Source organism: Nocardia sp. NPDC049149 (assembly GCF_043197455.1).
Classification (GTDB): domain Bacteria; phylum Actinomycetota; class Actinomycetes; order Mycobacteriales; family Mycobacteriaceae; genus Nocardia.
This window is the reverse complement of the sequence record NZ_JBICTD010000012.1, coordinates 182,257-201,936: the sequence shown is the minus strand read 5'-3', so window position 1 is coordinate 201,936 and position 19,680 is coordinate 182,257. Positions and strand designations below refer to the sequence as shown.

14 protein-coding genes, 1 tRNA gene and 2 pseudogenes are annotated in these 19,680 nt (G+C 64.3%); 13 read left to right on the top strand and 4 right to left on the bottom strand.

The window, feature by feature from the left end; all coding sequences use genetic code 11:
- Positions 1-518: 518 nt before the first annotated feature.
- Positions 519-1,073, bottom strand: coding sequence for a hypothetical protein (locus ACGFNJ_RS37545; RefSeq protein ID WP_393459760.1), 555 nt, complete (start codon positions 1,071-1,073; stop codon positions 519-521).
- A complete protein-coding gene (locus ACGFNJ_RS37540) occupies positions 1,070-2,212 on the bottom strand; it encodes a helix-turn-helix domain-containing protein (RefSeq protein WP_393459757.1) in 1,143 nt (380 codons plus the stop codon). Before ACGFNJ_RS37540 ends, ACGFNJ_RS37545 begins: the two co-directional genes overlap by 4 nt.
- A gap of 333 nt (positions 2,213-2,545) precedes the next feature.
- On the opposite strand from ACGFNJ_RS37540, the gene ACGFNJ_RS37535 reads away from it, so the two are divergent.
- The 5 genes and pseudogenes from ACGFNJ_RS37535 to ACGFNJ_RS37515 all read left to right on the top strand — a co-directional run bounded on the left by ACGFNJ_RS37535 (position 2,546) and on the right by ACGFNJ_RS37515 (position 5,774).
- The gene (locus tag ACGFNJ_RS37535; RefSeq protein WP_393459754.1) at positions 2,546-2,971 is read left to right on the top strand and encodes a hypothetical protein; all 426 of its coding nucleotides are present in this window, start codon (positions 2,546-2,548) and stop codon (positions 2,969-2,971) included.
- Positions 2,961-3,821, top strand: a pseudogene (locus tag ACGFNJ_RS37530) (replication initiator); the annotation flags it as partial. The gene ACGFNJ_RS37535 and the pseudogene ACGFNJ_RS37530, both read left to right, overlap by 11 nt.
- 65 nt (positions 3,822-3,886) lie before the next feature.
- A complete protein-coding gene (locus ACGFNJ_RS37525) occupies positions 3,887-4,222 on the top strand; it encodes a replication initiator (RefSeq protein WP_393460012.1) in 336 nt (111 codons plus the stop codon).
- A 131-nt stretch (positions 4,223-4,353) separates the two neighbouring features.
- Positions 4,354-4,563 carry a helix-turn-helix transcriptional regulator gene (locus tag ACGFNJ_RS37520; protein ID WP_393459751.1) on the top strand — a complete coding sequence of 70 codons (210 nt, stop codon included), beginning with the start codon at positions 4,354-4,356 and terminating at the stop codon, positions 4,561-4,563.
- Positions 4,564-4,662: 99 nt separating this feature from the next.
- Positions 4,663-5,774, top strand: a pseudogene (locus tag ACGFNJ_RS37515) (tyrosine-type recombinase/integrase).
- A 43-nt stretch (positions 5,775-5,817) separates the two neighbouring features.
- Here ACGFNJ_RS37515 and ACGFNJ_RS37510 read toward each other — a convergent pair.
- A tRNA-Leu gene (locus ACGFNJ_RS37510) sits at positions 5,818-5,904 on the bottom strand.
- A gap of 222 nt (positions 5,905-6,126) precedes the next feature.
- Here ACGFNJ_RS37510 and ACGFNJ_RS37505 point away from each other — a divergent pair.
- From ACGFNJ_RS37505 to polA, 8 genes are all read left to right on the top strand, one after another.
- A complete protein-coding gene (locus ACGFNJ_RS37505; RefSeq protein ID WP_069164460.1) occupies positions 6,127-6,744 on the top strand; it encodes an ANTAR domain-containing response regulator in 618 nt (205 codons plus the stop codon).
- Positions 6,745-7,055: 311 nt separating this feature from the next.
- Positions 7,056-8,252, top strand: a complete 1,197-nt coding sequence (locus ACGFNJ_RS37500; protein WP_393459747.1) for a branched-chain amino acid ABC transporter substrate-binding protein — start codon at positions 7,056-7,058, stop codon at positions 8,250-8,252.
- Positions 8,253-8,350: 98 nt separating this feature from the next.
- Positions 8,351-9,388, top strand: a complete 1,038-nt coding sequence (locus tag ACGFNJ_RS37495) for a branched-chain amino acid ABC transporter permease (protein WP_069164462.1) — start codon at positions 8,351-8,353, stop codon at positions 9,386-9,388.
- A complete protein-coding gene (locus ACGFNJ_RS37490) occupies positions 9,385-10,809 on the top strand; it encodes a branched-chain amino acid ABC transporter permease (protein ID WP_393459743.1) in 1,425 nt (474 codons plus the stop codon). Before ACGFNJ_RS37495 ends, ACGFNJ_RS37490 begins: the two co-directional genes overlap by 4 nt.
- Positions 10,806-11,798: an ABC transporter ATP-binding protein gene (locus ACGFNJ_RS37485; protein ID WP_393459740.1), complete on the top strand. Its 993-nt coding sequence runs from the start codon at positions 10,806-10,808 to the stop codon at positions 11,796-11,798. Before ACGFNJ_RS37490 ends, ACGFNJ_RS37485 begins: the two co-directional genes overlap by 4 nt.
- A 92-nt stretch (positions 11,799-11,890) precedes the next feature.
- Complete coding sequence (locus tag ACGFNJ_RS37480) at positions 11,891-12,586, top strand: ABC transporter ATP-binding protein (RefSeq protein WP_069164483.1); 696 nt, start codon at positions 11,891-11,893, stop codon at positions 12,584-12,586.
- Positions 12,587-12,637: 51 nt separating this feature from the next.
- Complete coding sequence (locus ACGFNJ_RS37475; protein WP_393459737.1) at positions 12,638-14,314, top strand: DUF885 domain-containing protein; 1,677 nt, start codon at positions 12,638-12,640, stop codon at positions 14,312-14,314.
- A 218-nt stretch (positions 14,315-14,532) separates the two neighbouring features.
- Positions 14,533-17,277: a DNA polymerase I gene (gene polA / locus ACGFNJ_RS37470; protein WP_393459734.1), complete on the top strand. Its 2,745-nt coding sequence runs from the start codon at positions 14,533-14,535 to the stop codon at positions 17,275-17,277.
- Positions 17,278-19,207: 1,930 nt separating this feature from the next.
- On the opposite strand, the gene ACGFNJ_RS37465 is transcribed toward polA, so the two are convergent.
- Positions 19,208-19,648: an Lrp/AsnC family transcriptional regulator gene (locus ACGFNJ_RS37465; RefSeq protein WP_393459731.1), complete on the bottom strand. Its 441-nt coding sequence runs from the start codon at positions 19,646-19,648 to the stop codon at positions 19,208-19,210.
- Positions 19,649-19,680: the final 32 nt, after the last annotated feature.

Below are 19,680 nucleotides of genomic sequence, written 5' to 3'. Positions count from 1 at the left end.
TAGCGACGCGAAGCGCCCTTTACTCTCCCGTGGCGAAGTCAGATCATTGGGCCATGAGGAGGCGGGCACCCAGGCCAGCACGTGGATCTGTAGACGTGACCGCGGCTTCCCCGCCGGCCTTTTCGGGGTGCGGTTTTGCCGGTATGCAGCATGGATGGATCAGGGTATTCGGCCTTGCGGGTCGTCGCCGACGCGCCGACTGCGCCGGGGCGGCGGAGGGGCGGAGCGTAGCCCCGTTGCGCGTCGCCAGCGCGGCGGCGGCCCGTAGGGCCGCCGCTCTTGATCCTTAATGGCGGATTTCGGCAGTATCCGGAGCCCGACACTGAAGCCCGACACCGAAGCTCACACCTCAAGCATCAAATGACACCCGATATCGAAGCCCGACACTTGTGTACCTGCGCTGCTGCTGCGGCGTCGTTCGACTGGTGACGAGGAAAGATGCGCGGCATGCGGTCTGCGCGGATGGTTAATGCGGCCTAGGTCGACAGCCCTGTAGGTATTCGAGCTAGAGGGTTGTTTCAAAGATCCTCGTAGTCAAGAAGTCCGTTCTCCATCACATGCTGCCGGAAGCCGCCGCGAGCAAACGGTAGGTGATAGTCGCCCTCTAAGAGATTGTCGGCCAACTCCTCAACCATTACTGTGGTGAGTTTCTTCTCACGAATCGCCTTGCATAGCAACGGGACAGTTGCCGTGACGCGAATTCCTTTTTCTTCCGCGATCCGCCGTGGGGTGGCGTCGTCAATCACCACTTCACACTTGTAAATCTGCCCCATGGCGAGGACGCCGCATTCACCTCGATTCTTGCCGTTCGCAACCAACCGATCATGGTAATGAGCGAACGCTTCGCTGAAATCTTGATCAGTCGATCGGTGAACGTGGATCCAGTCGGCGTCGAGCGTTGCGCGAACAGCCGAACGATGCTCAGTACAACGGTTAAGTTCATCTTCGACGCTGTCAGGTATGTAGACGGGACGGTCGCCTGCGAGGAACCGCAATACTCCCAGCCATCCCTGCACCGAGAAGTGCCGTAACGGTCCTGTGTCAAATACCCATGCGTTGTCGGGTACTGTCACGATACGAAATTCCAAATTTCATCGGATCGTCGTTCGCGAATGCGCGGAAGGTCAGTCTCGTCGAAAGTACCTTGGAGTAATTCCAACGCCCGCTCCCGGCTTATCCGTTCATCACGCACAAGTTGCAGCACCGCAAGCGCGAATGGTCGAGGAACGGTTGTGTCCGTGAGCTCTTCGAGTGGGACACACAAATTCATCTCAACGATGTCTGTCTGAGAGGTGCGGCACTGGCGTACCAAAGTGATCGTCTCGTTGTCGGCAAGCGCTAGTTCCTTTAGCCGCGTTGCGAGGGTTGCCATGTCAACCCGGAACGCACTTGCTAGCTGAATTGCTGCTCTGCGCTCTCCGAACTGGTCAACCGCCATTTGCCACTGCCGTCCGACCGCCGATTCCGGGAGCAGCAGTGCTCGGGCGAAACGATCGAGGCGTGACTCCATGGGGACGGCATGATCGGGGTAGTCGGTGACTCGCCAGTCGACTGTGTAGTCATCTGCGATTAGATAGTGACCGAGTTCGTGCGCCAGCGAGAGCCGCCTACGACCGACTTTCATGTGACTGTTGATGAGGCTGACACCTCCGCGACGCAGCAGGATTGTCCCGGCGTCAGCGATGTCCTGGCCGATATTGCGAGAGAACGTCAGGAGTCCGATACGCGCAACGCTTTCAGAAAGCTTGTGAATAGGTTCGTTGGCTGGAAGGGCCATCAGGCTACGTGCTTTTGCCGCCAGCGACTCGGCCTCAGCGTTGGTCGAAGGCCTTGTGATACTGGCCTTGCCGACGATGTCAGCAGCTTCGATGCCCAATTCGCTCGCTCCCAACGAGACGATGAACTCGACCTCATCGGCCAACTTCGCGAGCAGGGCGTCGATCTGTGAGTCTGTAGTGTCCAGCCCCTGGCTGGACCGATACGAGACGAGCGCTGGAATGGGTTCCTCGAAGAATGTGGACATACGCACGCCGATGGCGGCGGCGATATCGGCCAGCTCAAGCGCCGTGACCTTGCGAACGCCTCCCTCGATCTTGTTGACGGCAGTGCGCTCTAGGCCAACGGACCGCGCCAGGTCGTCCTGGCTCATGTCCGCACGCTTGCGTGCATCTCGGATGCGCTCGCCTAGTGTCTGGGCGTTGACGTCAGCCATGTGTGCGATTATCGCACACTGTGGTTGATGGGGAAAGGGGCAGCGAGATCGTGTCGTCGGTCGCGCTTCCGGATGGCACCGAACATCTTCAACCAGCGTTTGCCCACTCAATTCGATATTTCGGAGGTCGTAGGACATCTGCCGGGCGGTCTGAGTGTTGACAAGTTGCGTATCGGACAGCGTTGTCGGATGCAGGCGATGTGACCATGGATGGGTGCCGCGCAGACGTGGCCAAACGGGGCTCGCAGATGCGGCGCCCATCGCCTGCCTGATCGGTAGCTAAGGTCCGCCGGGGTTCTGATCGGGTGGCCGTGGGCGGTCGTGGTTGTCGTGATGTTCATCGCGGGGATGGTGCTCTGGCGTGCGAAGCATCCCGAGACCTTCGAGCGGTGGATCACTGCGCGGGCACAAACCAGGTTCCTGACGTGGTTCCGCTACCGCCGTCGCTGGACCCGGCTGCTCGATGCCTGCGGCTTGACGATCACCCGCGACGACAGGACGTTCGTTCCGCGTCTGTTCTCGGTGCGGATCGGTGCGTCGGTGGATGTGGTTCAGGTGCGGATGCTGCAAGGGCATTGCCCGGCTGATTGGCAGAACCGTGTTGAGCACCTGGCCCACGCTTTCGGTGCCCAGGAGTGCCGAGCCACCATCGCCGCTCCCGCTGTCGTGGAACTTGCTTTCCGCCTTGATGATTCGCTCGCTACACCGATTGAACTGCCGCGCATCGACGGCGGTCATTGGATGAAGGATGCTGCCTGATGACCGACACCATCGTCTTACCTCGGACGGGGGAACTGCGGCACAGCGCCGTGCCCTACCCAACCTGTTCGAGGTCGCCCAGGCTGCCGCCGAGCAGTACGAGGTGTGCAAGCGACCTATCGCGATGCGGATCGAGGACCCCAAGACAGGCACGGTCACCTACGAGGGCTCCCCGTGTAAGTCGACGATCGAATCGGTGTGCCCGGCCTGCGCCAAAGCCAATCGGCTGCTGCGCATCGCTCAATGCCGCGAAGGCTGGCACACCGATCGTGAGCCCGTAGCCGCCAAGTCCGATCCGACTGACGTTCAGGTCGAATTGCTTACCGCCCGAGCCGATCTGGTCGCCCAGTATCGGCAGGCCGTCGCCGATGGTGATGAGGAGCTGGCGGCCGGTATCGCGGAGGTGGTCCGGGACCTGGACGTCGAGCTGCGGGAAACGGGCCTGCGTGGTCGCCTCCCGGCCTTGGATGCCACGGCCAAGGATCGGCGTCGGCGGTCCACTCGGCGGCGTCAGGATGCACCGAACCTGCCTCGTCGCAAGGTCGCCAAGACCACGGTCGGCAAGGTGTTCGCGGGCAAGCATCAACCCTCGATGTTCGTCACCCTCACCATGCCCTCCTACGGGCGCATCAACCCCCACGGCGCCACCGATCCCACAGGCCAAGAGGTCTCCGACGGCTCCCCACTGTACGTCGACAGCTACGACTACGTGACCGCCGCACGGGACATCGTGTTCTTCTCCAAGCTGGTCGATCGCTGGATCCAGAACTTGCGGCGCGCGGTCGGCTGGGATGTGCAGTACTTCGCCACCGTGGAACCGCAGAAGCGTGGTGCCCCGCATCTGCACATCCTGATCCGCGGTGCGATCTCTCGCGAGCTGCTCAAGCTGGTCACCGCGGCGACTTATCACCAAGTGTGGTGGCCGCGTTTCGATGCCGAGAACCGCGTCTACGGCGGGAGTTTCCAGCCGGTGTGGGAACCGAAGCGGGCCCCCAGGGGACCAGTGACAAGACCGTGCCTGGACGTTGCAAGGGCAAAGCACACCGGCGCGACACTCTCGGCCTGCCCGGTCGACGGGTGCTCGTCTCCCGGCGTTGGTCCGGCAAGACCCTGCCCGACCACAAGCAAGACCGGGTCGATTTTGTTCGGCAACTCCTTGCTGATGCCGGATCGAGAAGCCGGACACCTCGCACCTGCGCGTCACTCCGGTCGAACCTGGCGACAAGTCCCGACCCTTGCGTGAGCACCTGATCATGGGCGCGATCGCCAAACGCACGACATGGCGTGCGGAATACCTGAGAGCTCAGCTGGCCGCTGGTCCACCTGGAGCGCAAGAAACTTCGGCAATTCGGCGAGTGGCATAGGAACGGGAGGGGCTGAACATGACTGAGGAAGAGATTTACCTACGGGCGAAGGGCTGCGAGGAGCTGACCGGGATTCCCGAAGCGACCTGGCGGTGGTGGGCGCATGTCGGCTACGGCCCGGAAAGCTTCAAGCTTGGTCCGCGGCGACGGGTGTGGAAACGCTCGGTGGTGCTGGCATGGATCGCCGAACAGGAGCGGCAGACCGCTCGCGGTGGGGAGGCTGCCTGATGGTGACGCGACGTAATCCACGGTCGGGCATCGAGGACCGGTGGCACCCGACGGTGGTCGAGGTAGACCCGGTCACGGGCAGCGAAGTCGAAGAAGAAGGTGAAGTCGGAAGAGCGGCTCGGCAAGGGCAAGCGGTGGCGTGCCCGGTACGTCGACCCGAACGGCGTAGAGCGCTCGCAGTCGTTCGACACGAAGGTTCAGGCGCAGAAGTTCATCGATGGTGACGTAACGACGAAGGTGGTCACGGGTACGTGGGTGGACCCGGACCGTAGCGGCGTGCTGTTCTCTGTGGTCGCCGAGAAATGGTTCACCTCAAAGAAATTCCGCAAACCAAAGACCGTCGCCGGATATCGATCGCTGCTGGATACGATCGTGTTGCCACGCTGGGGCTCGGTGCCGCTTCGGGATGTCGAGTTCGAGGATATTCAGGAATGGGTGGTGAATCTCTCACAGTCGGGCAGCGCGCGTTTTGAGGGTCGCGGGCTTTCCGCTTCGCGGGTGATTCAGTCGTATCAGGTGCTTAGTCAGGTGTTGCGGTTCGCGATCAAATCGAAGCGTCTGGCGGTGAATCCTGCCGAGGAAATCGACCTGCCGTCGATGATTGCGGGGGAGCGACGGTACCTCACCCACGTGGAGGTGATGCAACTGGGCATGGCGGCCAGTCGATTCCGCACGCTCGTATTTACGTTGGCCTACACCGGTATTCGGTTCGGCGAAGCCATCGCACTCCGCGGTGCGAACATCGACGTGGACAACCGCCGCATCCATGTCACTCGTTCGGCAACTGGTGTGACCGGTGAGGGGATGGTCGAGACCGACACGAAGAATCACACGACTCGTGCGGTGCCGGTGCCCAGAATCCTGGTCAAGGAGCTCGCGAAGCTGCTGGAGGGCTGTGAGTTGGATGAGCTGGTTTTCCCGAGCACAAGGGCGGCTACCTCACCTCGACGGAATTCCGGTGGGTGTTCGACCAGGCGGCGGCCACGGTCGGATTGAAGGGCGTTGTGCCGCATGCGCTTCGCCATACCGCTGCGTCGCTGGCGATCAGCGCCGGGGCGAATATCAAGGTCGTCCAGCGGATGCTCGGCCACAAAACCGCGACGCTGACTCTGGACCTGTGCGGGCACCTGTTCCCGGACGATCTGGACATCGTCGCGGACGGAATGGATGCCGGTGCCCGAGCAGCTGCGGACCAACTGCGGACTGCGTGAGGAAGTGGGTGGGAGGGCGGTTCCGAGAAACCGCCCTCTACCTTGGTGCCGAGTGTGGGACTCGAACCCACACGTCCTTTCGGACAACGGTTTTTGAGACCGTCGCGTCTGCCAGTTCCGCCAACCCGGCGCACCGGGTGGAAATGATAGCGGGTGGGTGGCGCTTGGACCTAACTGGTTGTGCCGCGCGGCGCGAGCGGTGGGTTTGCCCTGGGTATATGCGTTCTATGCCGAAGTGAAAGGTACTCTTTACATCACTCGATGCGTGGTGGTGAGGTCGATGGTCGGTTAGTTGGACCAACGTCCACCCTTCGGCGTGTCGGACAGGCATCGGAACCAGAGGGGTCTACCTATGAGCAATGCAGCAGGGGGCGCGGGCACGAAGCGCGACGCGGGGGCCAAGCGCGTCGTCGTCGCGGAGGACGAGGCGCTCATCCGCATGGACCTGGTCGAGATGCTGACCGAAGAGGGCTATCTGGTGGTCGGTGAGGCTGGCGATGGCCAGCAGGCGGTGGATCTCGCGGAGGAGCATCGGCCGGATCTGGTCATCATGGATGTGAAGATGCCGCGCAGGGACGGTATTGATGCCGCGGCCGAGATCGCGTCGAAACGTGTTGCGCCGGTGGTGATTTTGACGGCGTTCAGCCAGCGGGATCTGGTGGAGCGGGCCAGGGATGCCGGTGCGATGGCGTATCTGGTGAAGCCGTTCACCAAGTCGGATCTGGTGCCTGCGATCGAGTTGGCGGCGAGCCGTTTCCACGAGATCACCGCCTTGGAGGGCGAGGTGGCGAATCTGGCCGATCGGCTGGAGACGCGCAAGCTGGTGGAGCGGGCGAAGGGCGTGCTGATGCAGACGCAGGGCCTTTCGGAGCCGCAGGCGTTCAAGTGGATACAGCGCACGGCGATGGATCGCCGGACGACCATGAAGGCGGTCGCGGAGGTCGTGTTGGAGAACTTGGCCCCGAAGTGACGGTCCAGGTCCGTTGAGCGGACCTGGGCTGACAGGTTTCTGCCGGTGTCGTCCGCGGCGCATGCCGTGCTGATGGACCGTGTCCACCTGCGTCGATTGGTCGGAAATTTTACTCACTGGAAACGCGATCGTGCACAAGAATTCGACGCAATGTCGGATTCATGACCCGAATGTGATGCGGATCTAACGCGCCAACGCTATGTTCTGACCGGGCTGACGTGGTTGGCCTCCTCGGTGATCCGGGGGAGCACAGGACTTAGAGGTGAAACGTGCTTAGTTCGACATGGCGCAGTCGTACGACGCGGGGAGTTGTGGCAATCGGTGCTGTCGCCGCGCTGGTGCTGACCGGTTGTAGCGACAAGTCGACCGGTACCGGTACGAACACGTCGGGCACCAGCGGTGCGACCGACCTGAAGATCACGCCGGTCGCGCAGGTGGACATCAACGGCAAGGAAGTTCCGAAGGTCGATCCGGCGAAGGCCGCCGATCCCGCGGGCGACGGCAAGGCGACCTGCGCGCCGACCACTCTCGCCTTTGCCGGCGCGTTGACCGGTCCGAATGCTGCCCTCGGCATCAACATCGACATGGGCGCGAAGCTGGCGCTCGACCAGCACAACAAGGCCAACCCCGGCTGCCAGATCACGTTGAAGTCGTTCGACACCGAGGGTGACCCGCAGAAGGCCACCCAGGTGATCCCGCAGATCGTCAACGACAAGTCGATCGTTGCCCTGCTCGGCCCGACGTTCTCCGGTGAGACCAAGGCGACCGGCAAGATCCTGAGCGACGCGGGTCTGGCCTCGCTGACCTCCTCGGCGACCAACGCGACGCTGACCGCCAACGGCTGGACCAGCTTCTTCCGCGGCCTGGCCAACGACGATGTGCAGGGCCCCTCGGTGGCGAAGTACCTGACCGGCACCGCGGGCTACAAGAAGGTCTGCGTCGTCCAGGACAACAGCGACTACGGCACCGGCCTGGCCAAGAGCATCACCGAGGGTCTCGGCGCTGCCGCCGACCCGAGCTGCGCTGCCAGCATCAAGACCGGTGACAAGGACTTTGCCGCCACGGTCACCAAGATCTCCGGCGCGAAGGCCGACGCGGTGTTCTTCGCCGGCTACTACGCCGAGGGTGCGCCGCTCGCGCAGCAGCTGAAGTCCGGTGGCTTCAAGGGTGTCTTCGTCGGTCCGGACGGCACCAACGATCCGCAGTTCCTCTCGCAGGCGGGTAGCGCGGCCAAGGGCGCGACGCTGACCTGCCCGTGTGGTCCGGCTCCGGAGAAGTTCGAGAAGGACTACGTCGCCTTCAACAAGCAGCCCTCGGGTGTCTACTCGGTCGAGGCCTACGACTTGGCTACGATCCTCACCAAGGCGATCGGTGCGGGCAAGGTCAGCCGCCCCGACATCCTCGAGTACGTGCGTTCCTACGACGGCGCCGGTCTGGCCCGTCAGTACAAGTGGAGTGCCAACGGCGAGCTGAGCAACGCGCTCATCTGGATCTACACGGTCAAGTAACCCGAAACACGAGTCGCGCAGCACGTAACGGGGTTCGCGCGAATCCCGTTACGTGCTGCTGTTTCGTGAAGGGCGAATGAATGAGGGCGAATTAACGAATGTCAACCACTGCATTAGCCGGCGCTGTACAACTCGCCGGCGGATCGATCGACTTCAACTATGAGGGAGTGATCGACAATTTCTGGCGACTGACCGTCGACGGATTGTCATACGGTGCGATCTACGCACTGGTCGCTGTGGGCTACACCCTGGTCTACGGTGTGCTGCGGCTTATCAATTTTGCCCATTCGGAAATATTCATGCTCGGCATGTTCGGCCAGTACATCGGTCTGATGTTGCTCGGCTTCGCACCGAGTGGCGACGTCTACTCGCAGGGCGTCATCCTCACCGTCACCTATCTGGCGCTGGCAATGATCTTCGGCATGGCGGTGTCCGGTGGCGCCGCTGTCGGCTTGGAGCGCCTCGCCTATCGGCCGCTGCGCAAACGCGGCGCCAAACCCCTGATCTTCCTCATCACCGCGATCGGCGCCTCGTTCGTGATCCAGGAACTCGTGCACTTCGTGTTGCCGAAGGTCTGGCCCGGACTCGGCGGCACCAACGCCCAGAAGCCGATCATGCTGGTGGAGCCCACCATTCAGTTCAGCTTCGGCGGCGCCGACATCACCAACGTGACGCTTGTGATCATCGTTGCCGCGGTGATCCTGGCGATCGCCACCGAATTGGTCATCAACCAAACGAAGTTCGGCCGCGGCATCAGGGCCGTGGCACAGGATCCGGACACGGCGACGCTGATGGGTGTCTCGCGGGAGCGCATCATCCTGCTCACCTTCCTCATCGGCGGCGTGCTCGCCGGTGCGGCGGCGCTGCTCTACGCGCTCAAGATCCCGAACGGCATCATCTATTCCGGTGGATTCATCCTCGGCATCAAGGCATTCAGCGCCGCGGTGCTCGGCGGTATCGGCAACCTGCGCGGCGCACTGCTCGGTGGCCTGCTGCTCGGTCTCGCGGAGAACTACGGCCAGATCCTGTTCGGCACCGAGTGGCGCGACGTGGTCGCCTTCGTGGTGCTCGTGCTGGTCTTGATGATTCGCCCGACCGGCATTCTCGGTGAGAGCCTCGGGAAGGCCCGCGCATGACGACTACTGCCAAAACCGTTGCCCCGCAGCCGAAGCAGGAGCCTGGGCGGGGTGTCGGCGATGCGTTGCGCTCCTGGTGGGGCGGGCTGTCACGCCCGGCCCAGTGGGGGATCGGCGTCCCTGCCATCATCGCGCTCGCGCTGCTTCCGTTGTTCCCTCCGTCGTTCATCGACACCCCAGGCACCAGCTTCGGCGGCGTCATGGCGCAGTTCGCCATGTATGCGTTGCTCGCTGTCGGCCTGAATGTCGTTGTCGGACAGGCAGGTCTGCTCGACCTCGGGTATGTCGGCTTCTACGCCGTCGGTGCATACACCGTCGGCTTGCTCACCAGTCCCAACAGTCCGTGGAACCAAACCGACGGCGGCTGGCTCAACGACAAGTGGGCCTGGTTGGCGTGCTTGCCGTTGGCGGTCGCGGTCACCGCGGTCTCCGGCCTGATTCTCGGCACCCCGACGCTGCGACTGCGCGGTGACTACCTGGCGATCGTGACGCTCGGCTTCGGTGAGATCGTCCGGCTGCTCGCCGACAACCTCGGCGACCTGACCAACGGCAGCCTCGGCCTGTCCGGCATCGCCTACCCGAGTGTCGGTGTCTCCGAGAACAAGCCCAACGGCTACTTCTCGTCCGGCAATCTCGGCGATTCGGAATCATCGAGCCTGCTCGACCGTGCCAACTCCGGAACATGGTGGTTCTGGCTCGGCATGGTGCTGGTGATCATCGTGCTGCTGATCGTCGGCAACCTGGAGCGCAGCCGTCCGGGCCGGGCCTGGGTGGCGATCCGGGAAGACGAGGACGCGGCCGAGATCATGGGCGTGCCGACGTTCAAATTCAAGCTGTGGGCGTTCATGATCGGCGCCGCGGTCGGCGGCCTCTCCGGCGCGCTGTACGCAGGCCAGGTGCAGTTCATCAACCCGACCGGGTTCAACGTCATCAACTCGATGCTGTTCCTGTGCGCGGTCGTCATCGGCGGGCAGGGCAACAAGCTCGGCGTGATCGTCGGCGCGTTCATCATCGTGTACCTGCCGAACCGGCTGCTTTCGGTGCAGGCGGTGGGGCAGACGGTGACCGGCTGGATCATGATCGTCGTCAGCGTCGTCGTTGTCGTCGCGCTGATTGTGGTGTGGCGCAGGTGGGCTCGGGAACAGGAACGGCCGATCAGGCTCGGCTATGCGGCCGGTGCGGCGGTAGTCACGGTCGTGTTGCTCGTTGTGCTCGGTAACGTGCTGACATTCCAGCAGCCTGGCGCGCAGTCGCTCGGCGACTACAAGTACCTGTTCTTCGGCATCACGCTGATGGTGGTCATGATCTTCAAACCGCAGGGCCTCTTCCCGGTCCGGCAGAAGCTCCTCGCCTACGGGCGGCAGGTCTACCAGGCCGTGCGTAAACCGTTCAACAACGAGGCGAATGGAGAGACCCGATGACCGGGCCTGGCGCGGGTGGTGCGCTGTTCGACAACGAGGACATGGCCGCGGGCTACGCGGCCGCACCCGAGGTGGAAAGCGCGGGCGTGGTCGATCTGACCGCGGTGATCCCCGATCTCGGCGACGCGGAGACGGTCGCGGAGGTCGTCGCCGCGCATCGCGAGATCGAGACCGCCGTTGGTGAGCCGCTGTTGCGCACCGAGGGGCTGACCGTGCAGTTCGGTGGTCTGACCGCGTTGGACGCAGTGAGTTTCGAGATCCGCCGCGGCGAGATCCTCGGGCTCATCGGACCCAACGGCGCCGGAAAGACGACCTGCTTCAACGCGATCACCGGCGTGTACCGGCCGTCGGCGGGCACGGTCTACTTCGACGGCAAGCCGTTGACGAAGACCAAGCGCAACGCCATCACCCGGCTCGGCATCGCGCGCACCTTCCAGAACATCCGGCTCTTCAACGAGATGACGGCGTTGGAGAACGTGGTGGTCGGCACCGACGCCAGGCACAAGACCTCCGTGCCCGGCGCCATCTTCCGCACCCCGCGGCATCGCCGCGAGGAGCACGATGCGATCGAGCGGGGCATGGCGCTGCTCGAGTTCGTCGGCATCGCGCCGCGCGCGGTGGAGAAGGCGCGCAACCTGTCCTACGGCGATCAGCGCAGACTGGAGATCGCCAGGGCGCTGGCCACCGAGCCGAAGCTGCTGTGCCTGGATGAGCCTGCGGCCGGGTTCAATCCGAGCGAGAAGTCGGCGTTGATGGATCTGATCCGCAAGATCCGCGACGACGGGTTCACCGTGCTGCTGATCGAGCACGATATGCGCCTGGTGATGGGCGTGACCGACCGGATCGTGGTGCTCGAGTTCGGACGCAAGATCGCCGACGGGCTGCCCGCCGATATCCGGGAGGACCCCGCGGTGATCGCCGCCTATCTCGGTGTGCCCGATGACGGCACCGAGTCGGGGACGGCAAGCGCGCACGGGACGAACGGGTAGGAGCAGCGATGGCATCGCACAGAGAACCGGACAACCAGGCTGTCGGCCTGGTCAAGGGCAACGGCGCCGAGTCGCTGCTCGAGGTCACCGACATGGTCGTCAACTACGGCAGAATCCAGGCGCTGCACGGGATTTCGCTGCATGTGGCGCCGGGAGAGCTGGTCACCCTGCTCGGCGCCAACGGCGCGGGCAAGACCACGACCATGCGGGCGCTGTCGGGTCTGCTGCCGCTGACCCGCGGCCGAATCCTGTTGGAGGGGCGCGACATCACCCAGATGAAGGCGCACGAGCGGGTCGGCGAGGGCTTGATCCAGGCACCGGAGGGCCGGGGTGTCTTCCCCGGCATGACGGTGCAGGAGAACCTCGACATGGGGTGCTACGGAAGGCCGTTCAAGCAGAAGGCGGAGTACAACAAGACGCTCGATTGGGTGTACGAGTTGTTCCCTCGGATGCTGGAGCGGCGCAAGCAGGTCGGCGGCACGCTGTCCGGCGGCGAGCAGCAGATGCTTGCCATCGGTCGTTCGCTGATGGCTCGGCCGAAGCTGCTGCTGCTCGATGAGCCGTCGATGGGCTTGGCGCCCATGATCATTCAGCAGATCTTCCGGATCATCACGGAGATCAACAAGCAGGGCACCACTGTGCTGCTCGTGGAACAGAATGCCCAGCAGGCGCTCTCGCGCAGCGACCGTGCCTACATCTTGGAAACCGGCGAGGTCACCAAGACCGGCTCCGGCGCCGAATTGCTCACCGATCCCGCGGTGAAGTCGGCGTATCTCGGCGTCGGTTAGTTCCGCGGTAACCCCGGTGCCGCGCGGCCGGACTCGAGGCATGATCGTGACATGAATGGTCACGATGAGCTGATGAATCTGGCCGAGCGGTACTGGGACAGCGTGCTGGAGGCCAGGCCGAGCGACGCGACACTGTTGGGGGACAGGCGATTCGATGACCGCATCGAGGACCTGTCGGTCGCGGCGGAAGAGCGAGTGCTGTCGACCTGGCGCGAGCTGTTGCGTCAGGTCGAGGCGCTCGACGCCGCCGAGCTCGAGCCGGTGGACCGGGTCACCCGTAGTCTGCTGGTGACCGAATTGGCCGGTGCGGTGGAGCGTTTGGGGTGGCGCCCGCTGGAAATGGCATACGACCAGATGGAAGGCGTGCACGCGTTCGCGCTGATGCTGGCGCCGCAGACCAACGCGCCACAGCCCGGCAACGCGCTCGCCCTGGTCGAGCGGTATCGGCAGTTCGGCGACATGCTCGGGCAGGCCGTCGGGCGCTTCCGCGACGGACTCGCGGCAGGCCGGACGCCCCCGCGAATCCTGCTCGAGCGCTCACTCAATCAGCTCGACAGCTACCTCAGCTCGGAGCTGTCCAACGATCCCTTCGTCACCTTCGACGGCCCGCAGGACTGGGACGGCGAGGCGGACTGGCGCGCCCAATTGACCGAGGTGGCAAGGGAAGTCATCCGGCCTGCGTTCCAGCAGTACCGGGACGTGCTTTTCGATGAACTGCTGCCCGCCAGCCGCCCCGACGACAAGGCAGGCCTGTGCTGGCTCGGCGCAGACGGCGAGGACATCTACCGGCGCCAGCTGCGCTACCACACCACGCTGCCGGATCTCGGCGCCGAGGAGATCCACGAACTCGGGCTGGCCGAATTAGCCGCGCTGCGTGAGGAATACGCGACCATCGGCGCGCGACTGTTCGGCACCGCCGACCTCGCCGAGATCTTCGGCAGGCTGCGCGACGATCCCACCCTGCGCTACGCCGACGGCGAGCAGATCATGTTCGACGCGCGCCGGGCACTCACCGCGGCGACCGCCGAGATGGGGAACTGGTTCGGCAGGCTGCCCAAGGAATCCTGTGAGATCGTGCCGGTGCCGGAGTTCCTGGCCGCGGATGTGGCGGGGGCGTACTACTTTCCGCCCGCCGCCGACGGTTCCCGGCCCGGCACCTACTTCGTCAACCAGTACCACCCCACCGGCCGCGCGCGGCACGAGACGGTGTCGGTCGCCTACCACGAGGCGATTCCCGGTCACCACCTGCAGCTCACCATCGCCAGCGAGCTCGACCACCTGCCGCGCTTCCAGCGGCAGTCGTTCGCGAACACCGCGTTCGTCGAGGGCTGGGCGCTCTACACCGAGCGGCTCGCCGACGAAATGGGGCTGTACGAGGACGATCTCGGCCGCCTCGGCATGCTCGCAGGCGACTCGTGGCGATCCAGCCGCCTGGTCGTCGACACCGGGCTGCATGCGAAAGGCTGGAGCAGGCAGCAGGCCATCGACTTCATGGTGGCCAACGTGCCGAGCGGGATCTCGGAGCTCACCACCGAGGTGGATCGGTACATCGGTATGCCAGGCCAGGCGGTCGCGTACAAGGTCGGTCAGCTGGAGATCCGCAAGCAGCGGCTGGTGGCGACCGAGCGGCTCGGTTCGGCCTTCGACATCAAGGCGTTCCACGATGTGGTGCTCGGGTCCGGCTCGGTGAGCCTGCCGGTGCTGCGGGAGCTCGTCGCCACGCTCTGACATTGCGCGCCGGGGCGCGCTGACGCGGCGCTGAGTTCTGTGGCACCGAGCCGCAGGTGATGGTGGCGTCGGGGTCTCGGTGCAGTCGGCGTCGGGTGTTGTTGCGACGCTGTGAAGGGGAGTTACCCGCGTCACTTTTCGGGTAGGTGATACGTCGACACGATCCGCGTGGGTGTCGGCGTATCACCTTGTCGGTGGGGGTCCCTAGACTCGGGGGCGTGAGTTCACCGACGACCGCCCAGGTTCCCGCCACCGCGTCCGGCTCCAGTGCTTCCGCACCGGGAGAGCGGCCGACTCTGATGCTGCTGGACGGGCATTCGATCGCCTATCGCGCGTTCTTCGCGCTACCGGCGGAGAACTTCAAGACGGTCACCGGGCAGACCACCAACGCGGTGTACGGCTTCACCGCGATGCTGATCAACCTGCTGCGCGACGAGAAGCCGACGCACATCGCGACGGCGTTCGACGTGTCGCGAAAGACCTTCCGCACCGAGGCGTACCCGGAGTACAAGGCGAACCGGTCGCAGACGCCGGACGAGTTCCGCGGGCAGGTCGAGCTCACCAAGGACGTGCTCGGCGCGATGGGCATCCCGGTGATGGCGATCGATGGCTTCGAGGCCGACGACATCATCGCGACCCTCACCACCCAGGCGGTGGCCGAAGGGTTCCGCGTCCTGATCGTCTCCGGCGACCGCGACGCGATCCAGTTGGTCAACGACAACGTGACGGTGCTGTACCCGCGCAAGGGCGTCTCCGATCTCACCCGGTTCACCCCCGAAGAGGTGTTCGCGAAGTACCAGCTCACGCCGGCCCAGTACCCGGATTACGCCGCGCTGCGCGGCGACCCGAGCGACAACCTGCCCGGCATCCCCGGCGTCGGCGAGAAGACCGCGGCCAAGTGGATCCGCGAATACGGCGACCTGAACACCCTCGTCGACAAGGTGGACGAGGTGAAGGGCAAGGTCGGCGACGCGCTGCGCGCCAACCTGAGCAGCGTGGTGCTCAACCGTCAGCTCACCGAGATGGTGCGCGATGTGCCGCTGCCCTATACGCCGGATCAGCTGGCGCAGGCGCCGTGGGATCGCAACAAGATTCATCAGCTCTTCGACGACCTCGAGTTCCGCGTGCTGCGGGACCGGCTGTTCGAGACCCTGGCCCCGAAGGAGCCGGAGGCCGAGGCAGGCTTCGAGATCAGCGGCGGCGCGTTGGAAGTCGGCGCGGTGGCGGACTGGCTGGCCGAACACACCAAAGCCGGTGTCCGGCAGGGCGTCTCGATCGTCGGCCCTGGCACTCCCGGCAACGGTGACGTGCGCGCGCTCGCCATCGCGGCGGGCGACGGCGAGAGCGGCTATATCGACGTCGCCGTGCTGACGCCGGAAGACGAAGCCGCGCTCGGTGCTTGGCTGGCCGACCCGGCGGTGCCGAAGGCGCTGCACGAGGCGAAGTCGGCCATGCACGCGCTGCGCGGGCGCGGCTGGATCCTTGGCGGGCTCACCAGCGACACCGCGCTGGCCGCGTATCTGGTCCGGCCCGGGCAACGCAGCTTCAACCTCGACGACCTGTCGCTGCGCTACCTGCACCGGGAACTGCGCGCCGAAACCGACGAGACGCCGCAGCTGTCGCTGCTCGACGACGAGGACACCGTCGACGCGGAACTGGCCCAGACCGAAATGTTGCGCGCCAGGGCCGTTCTCGACCTTGCCGAGGCGCTCGACAGCGAACTCGAGCAGATCGAATCGGTCCCGCTGCTCGAGGACATGGAGCTGCCGCTGCTCGGCGTGCTCGCCACCCTGGAGGACGCGGGCATCGCGGTCGACACCGATCAGTTGGAGACGCTGCAGCGCCAGTTCGCCGACAAGGTGGCCGACGCGGCCAACGCCGCCTACGAGGTGATCGGTAAGCAGATCAACCTCGGCTCGCCGAAGCAGCTGCAGGTGGTGCTGTTCGACGAGCTCGACATGCCGAAGACCAAGCGCACCAAGACCGGCTACACCACCGACGCCGACGCGCTGGAGTCACTGTTCGAGAAGACCGAGCACCCGTTCCTGCAGCATCTGCTCGAGCATCGCGACGCGACCCGGTTGAAGGTGACCGTCGACGGCCTGCTCAAGTGTGTCGCCGACGACGGGCGCATCCACACCACGTTCAACCAGACCATCGCCGCCACCGGCAGGCTCTCCTCCACCGAGCCGAACCTGCAGAACATCCCGATCCGCACCGACACCGGCAGGCAGATCCGCGACACCTTCGTCGTCGGCGCGGGCTACCAGTCGCTGATGACCGCCGACTACAGCCAGATCGAGATGCGCATCATGGCGCACCTGTCCGGCGACGAAGGCCTGATCGAGGCATTCAACTCGGGCGAAGACCTGCACACCTTCGTCGCGTCCAAGGCATTCGACATCCCGATCGCCGAGGTGACACCCGAACTGCGCCGCCGCATCAAGGCAATGTCCTACGGCCTCGCCTACGGTCTCAGCTCCTACGGCCTCGCGGCCCAGCTGAAGATCAGCACCACCGAGGCCAAAGAACAGATGGACGTCTACTTCGACCGTTTCGGCGGCATCCGCGACTACCTCTACGAGGTCGTCGAGCAGGCCCGCAAGGTCGGCTACACCTCCACCCTGTTCGGCCGCCGCCGCTACCTCCCCGACCTGGACTCCAGCAACCGCCAACGCCGCGAGGCCGCCGAACGCATGGCTCTCAACGCCCCCATCCAGGGCACCGCCGCCGACATCATCAAGGTGGCAATGATCAACGTGCACAAGGCGATTCAGGAAGCAGGGCTGCGGTCCCGGATGCTCCTGCAGATCCACGACGAGTTGCTCTTCGAGGTAGCCGAAGGGGAGAAGGAAGCCCTCGAAACCCTGGCCAAGGAACAGATGGCCGCCGCCATCCACCTCTCGGTTCCCTTGGACGTTTCGGTAGGCACCGGCCGCAGCTGGGATTCCGCCGCGCACTGAGGCGGGCGGGGGCCGTCCGGCGGTGGACGTAGTCAGGAGTGTCAGTAACGGATCGATGGGGTCGAGAGCGGTGTCGGGCGGCATCGGTGCGAGTGACGTGGTTGCTGACGTACTGGTGTGAGTGCAGCGGGTCTCTTGACGTATTGGCGTGAGAGAAATGGTTGTTGCGCCATCGGCGTGAGAGAAGTGGTTGTTCAGCTTCATTGGTGTGAGTGAAATGGCTGCGACGCGTGTCGCGACACGCACCATTTCACTCACGCCAACATTCCAAGATCACTTGGAAGTTGTGCGCAAGAACATCGATCGGAAGTTAACGCCAAGCTCGGCCGATAGTGCCTCTACGTGGGATTCGGCACGCGTTCTGGAGTTGGTCGGTTGATCACGGGGAACTGGTGCAGGCATCGCCCGAAGTCACCTGCACCAGTTCCCCCTCGGCACGAAACCACCCCTCTGATCCCACATATCGGGATCGCAGGCCTCCCTGAGGCAGGCAAACGCGGCCTGCTCCGCCCAACGTCGAAATCCGCACCCCTTCTGCGGATGCTCGGCGTGGTCGCAGAACTCGAGCAAGGTCGTGACGTGGCGACCACCGGTGCGCTAGAACATCGATCGGAAGCTAACGCCAAGCTCGGCCGGTAGTGCCTTTATCAGGATTCGGCACGCATTCCGGAGTTGGTCGGCTGATCACGGGGCACTGGTGGCGGCATCGCCCGAGTAGCCCCCGCCACCAGTGCCCCCTCGACCATCAGCCACCCCTTGTGCTCCCAGATGCCGGGATCGCAGGGTCTCCCCGAGGCCGACGCCCGTGGCTAGCCGTGCCTCAACACTGAAATCCGCACCCCTTCTGTGGATCCGCACCGGTTGTGGAGTTGGTCGGCTGATCACGGGGCACTGGTGGCGGCATCGCCCGAGTAGCCCCCGCCACCAGTGCCCCCTCGGCGCGCAACCACTCTCGGCGATCCCGCATACCGGGATCGCCGGCACTCCTGAGACCAGCGACCGCGCTCGACCGCGCCCCAACGTCGAAATCCGCACCCCTTCTGTCGATCCGCACCCCGTCTAGCAGCCCAGAGCCAGTGCGAATCCCCAGAACGAGTGCGAATCCGACGCCCCTGATCGCAAACCCCCGCAACCGCACACTTCCTGTCTTCCCGCACACGATTTGGCATGCGAAATCGTGTGCGGGAAGACAGGAAGTGTGCGGCACAGAGTCTTTGATCTTGAAGCTTGGTCTTTGATCTTGAAGTTCTCGAAACGGGAGCACAGCCAAGGAACCCGGCTGGGACGAGACGATGCGTGATCGACTGCGGAGGTCAGCCGGGTACGGCAGGCGACGTCACCACGCTATCCGGTGCAAACCCTTGGCTGTTGAATTCGCAGGAGACCGTGGAGCTCAGGGAAGCTTTGCCTTCGCCGAGCCCAAAGCGGCACGACCGCAGTCCAACCCGACCCGTGGGGTGCGGCTTGGGGCGAGTGCGGCTTGGGGGATTGGTGCGGGATTCGCAGGGCGTGCTGCGTTTGGGTGGTGGTTTATCCGCGGGTTGAACGGTTTCCTGGCGAGCGGGACAGTCTCGGGGTTTGCACTGGATAGCGTGGTGGCGTCGTGTGCCGTACCCGGCTGACCTCCGCTGTCAGGTGCGGGTTCTCTTGTTCCAGGCCGGGTTGCTTGGCTGTGGTCCGGTTCAAAGATCTTTTCGGGGAAGTGATCTCGAGGGAGGTTGGCGGGAGTCAAATGGTGGGCGTCTCGGTGCGTATTGCCACCATATGACTCCCGTCGATGAAGTTGATCAACCATTTGACTCCCGTCGATGGAGGTCGGCAACCATTTCTTACCCATCGACCATTACTGGCTGCCGAACGACCCACCCGAGCGGTTACTGCACCTCACTTCGGCGCGCACGCCACACACTCCGCCGCAGCCGGTGTCCCTCTAGGACTTGTTCAAGGTGGGGATGGGGAGGGGGCGGCGGGGGATGGGTTCGGAGACGACTATCGATGTCGTTGTTTGGCCGTACATGAGGAAGGTGTCGAGGACGTCTTCGAGTTCGGCTATCGAGGGGCCGTGGATCTTGAGGAGGAAGCAGTCTTCGCCGGTGATGCGGAAGCATTCGACCACCTGCGGCGTATCGTGCGCCGCCGCTATCACTTTCGGGAGTTGGCCGGGGCCTGGGCGGATGCGAACCAGCGCCGTGACCGGCATGCCGAGGGCGGCCGGGTCGACTTCCATGCGGAAGCCGGTGATGACCCCGCTGCGTTCCAACCGTTGCACTCGATCGGTCACCGCGGGCGCGGACATCCCTACCCGGCGAGCGAGTTCGGACATGGACAGCCGTGGCTCGTCGTGTAACTCGTTGAGGAGTCGGACGTTCACCTCGTCGAGCAGCCGTGATCGTTCGATGAAGG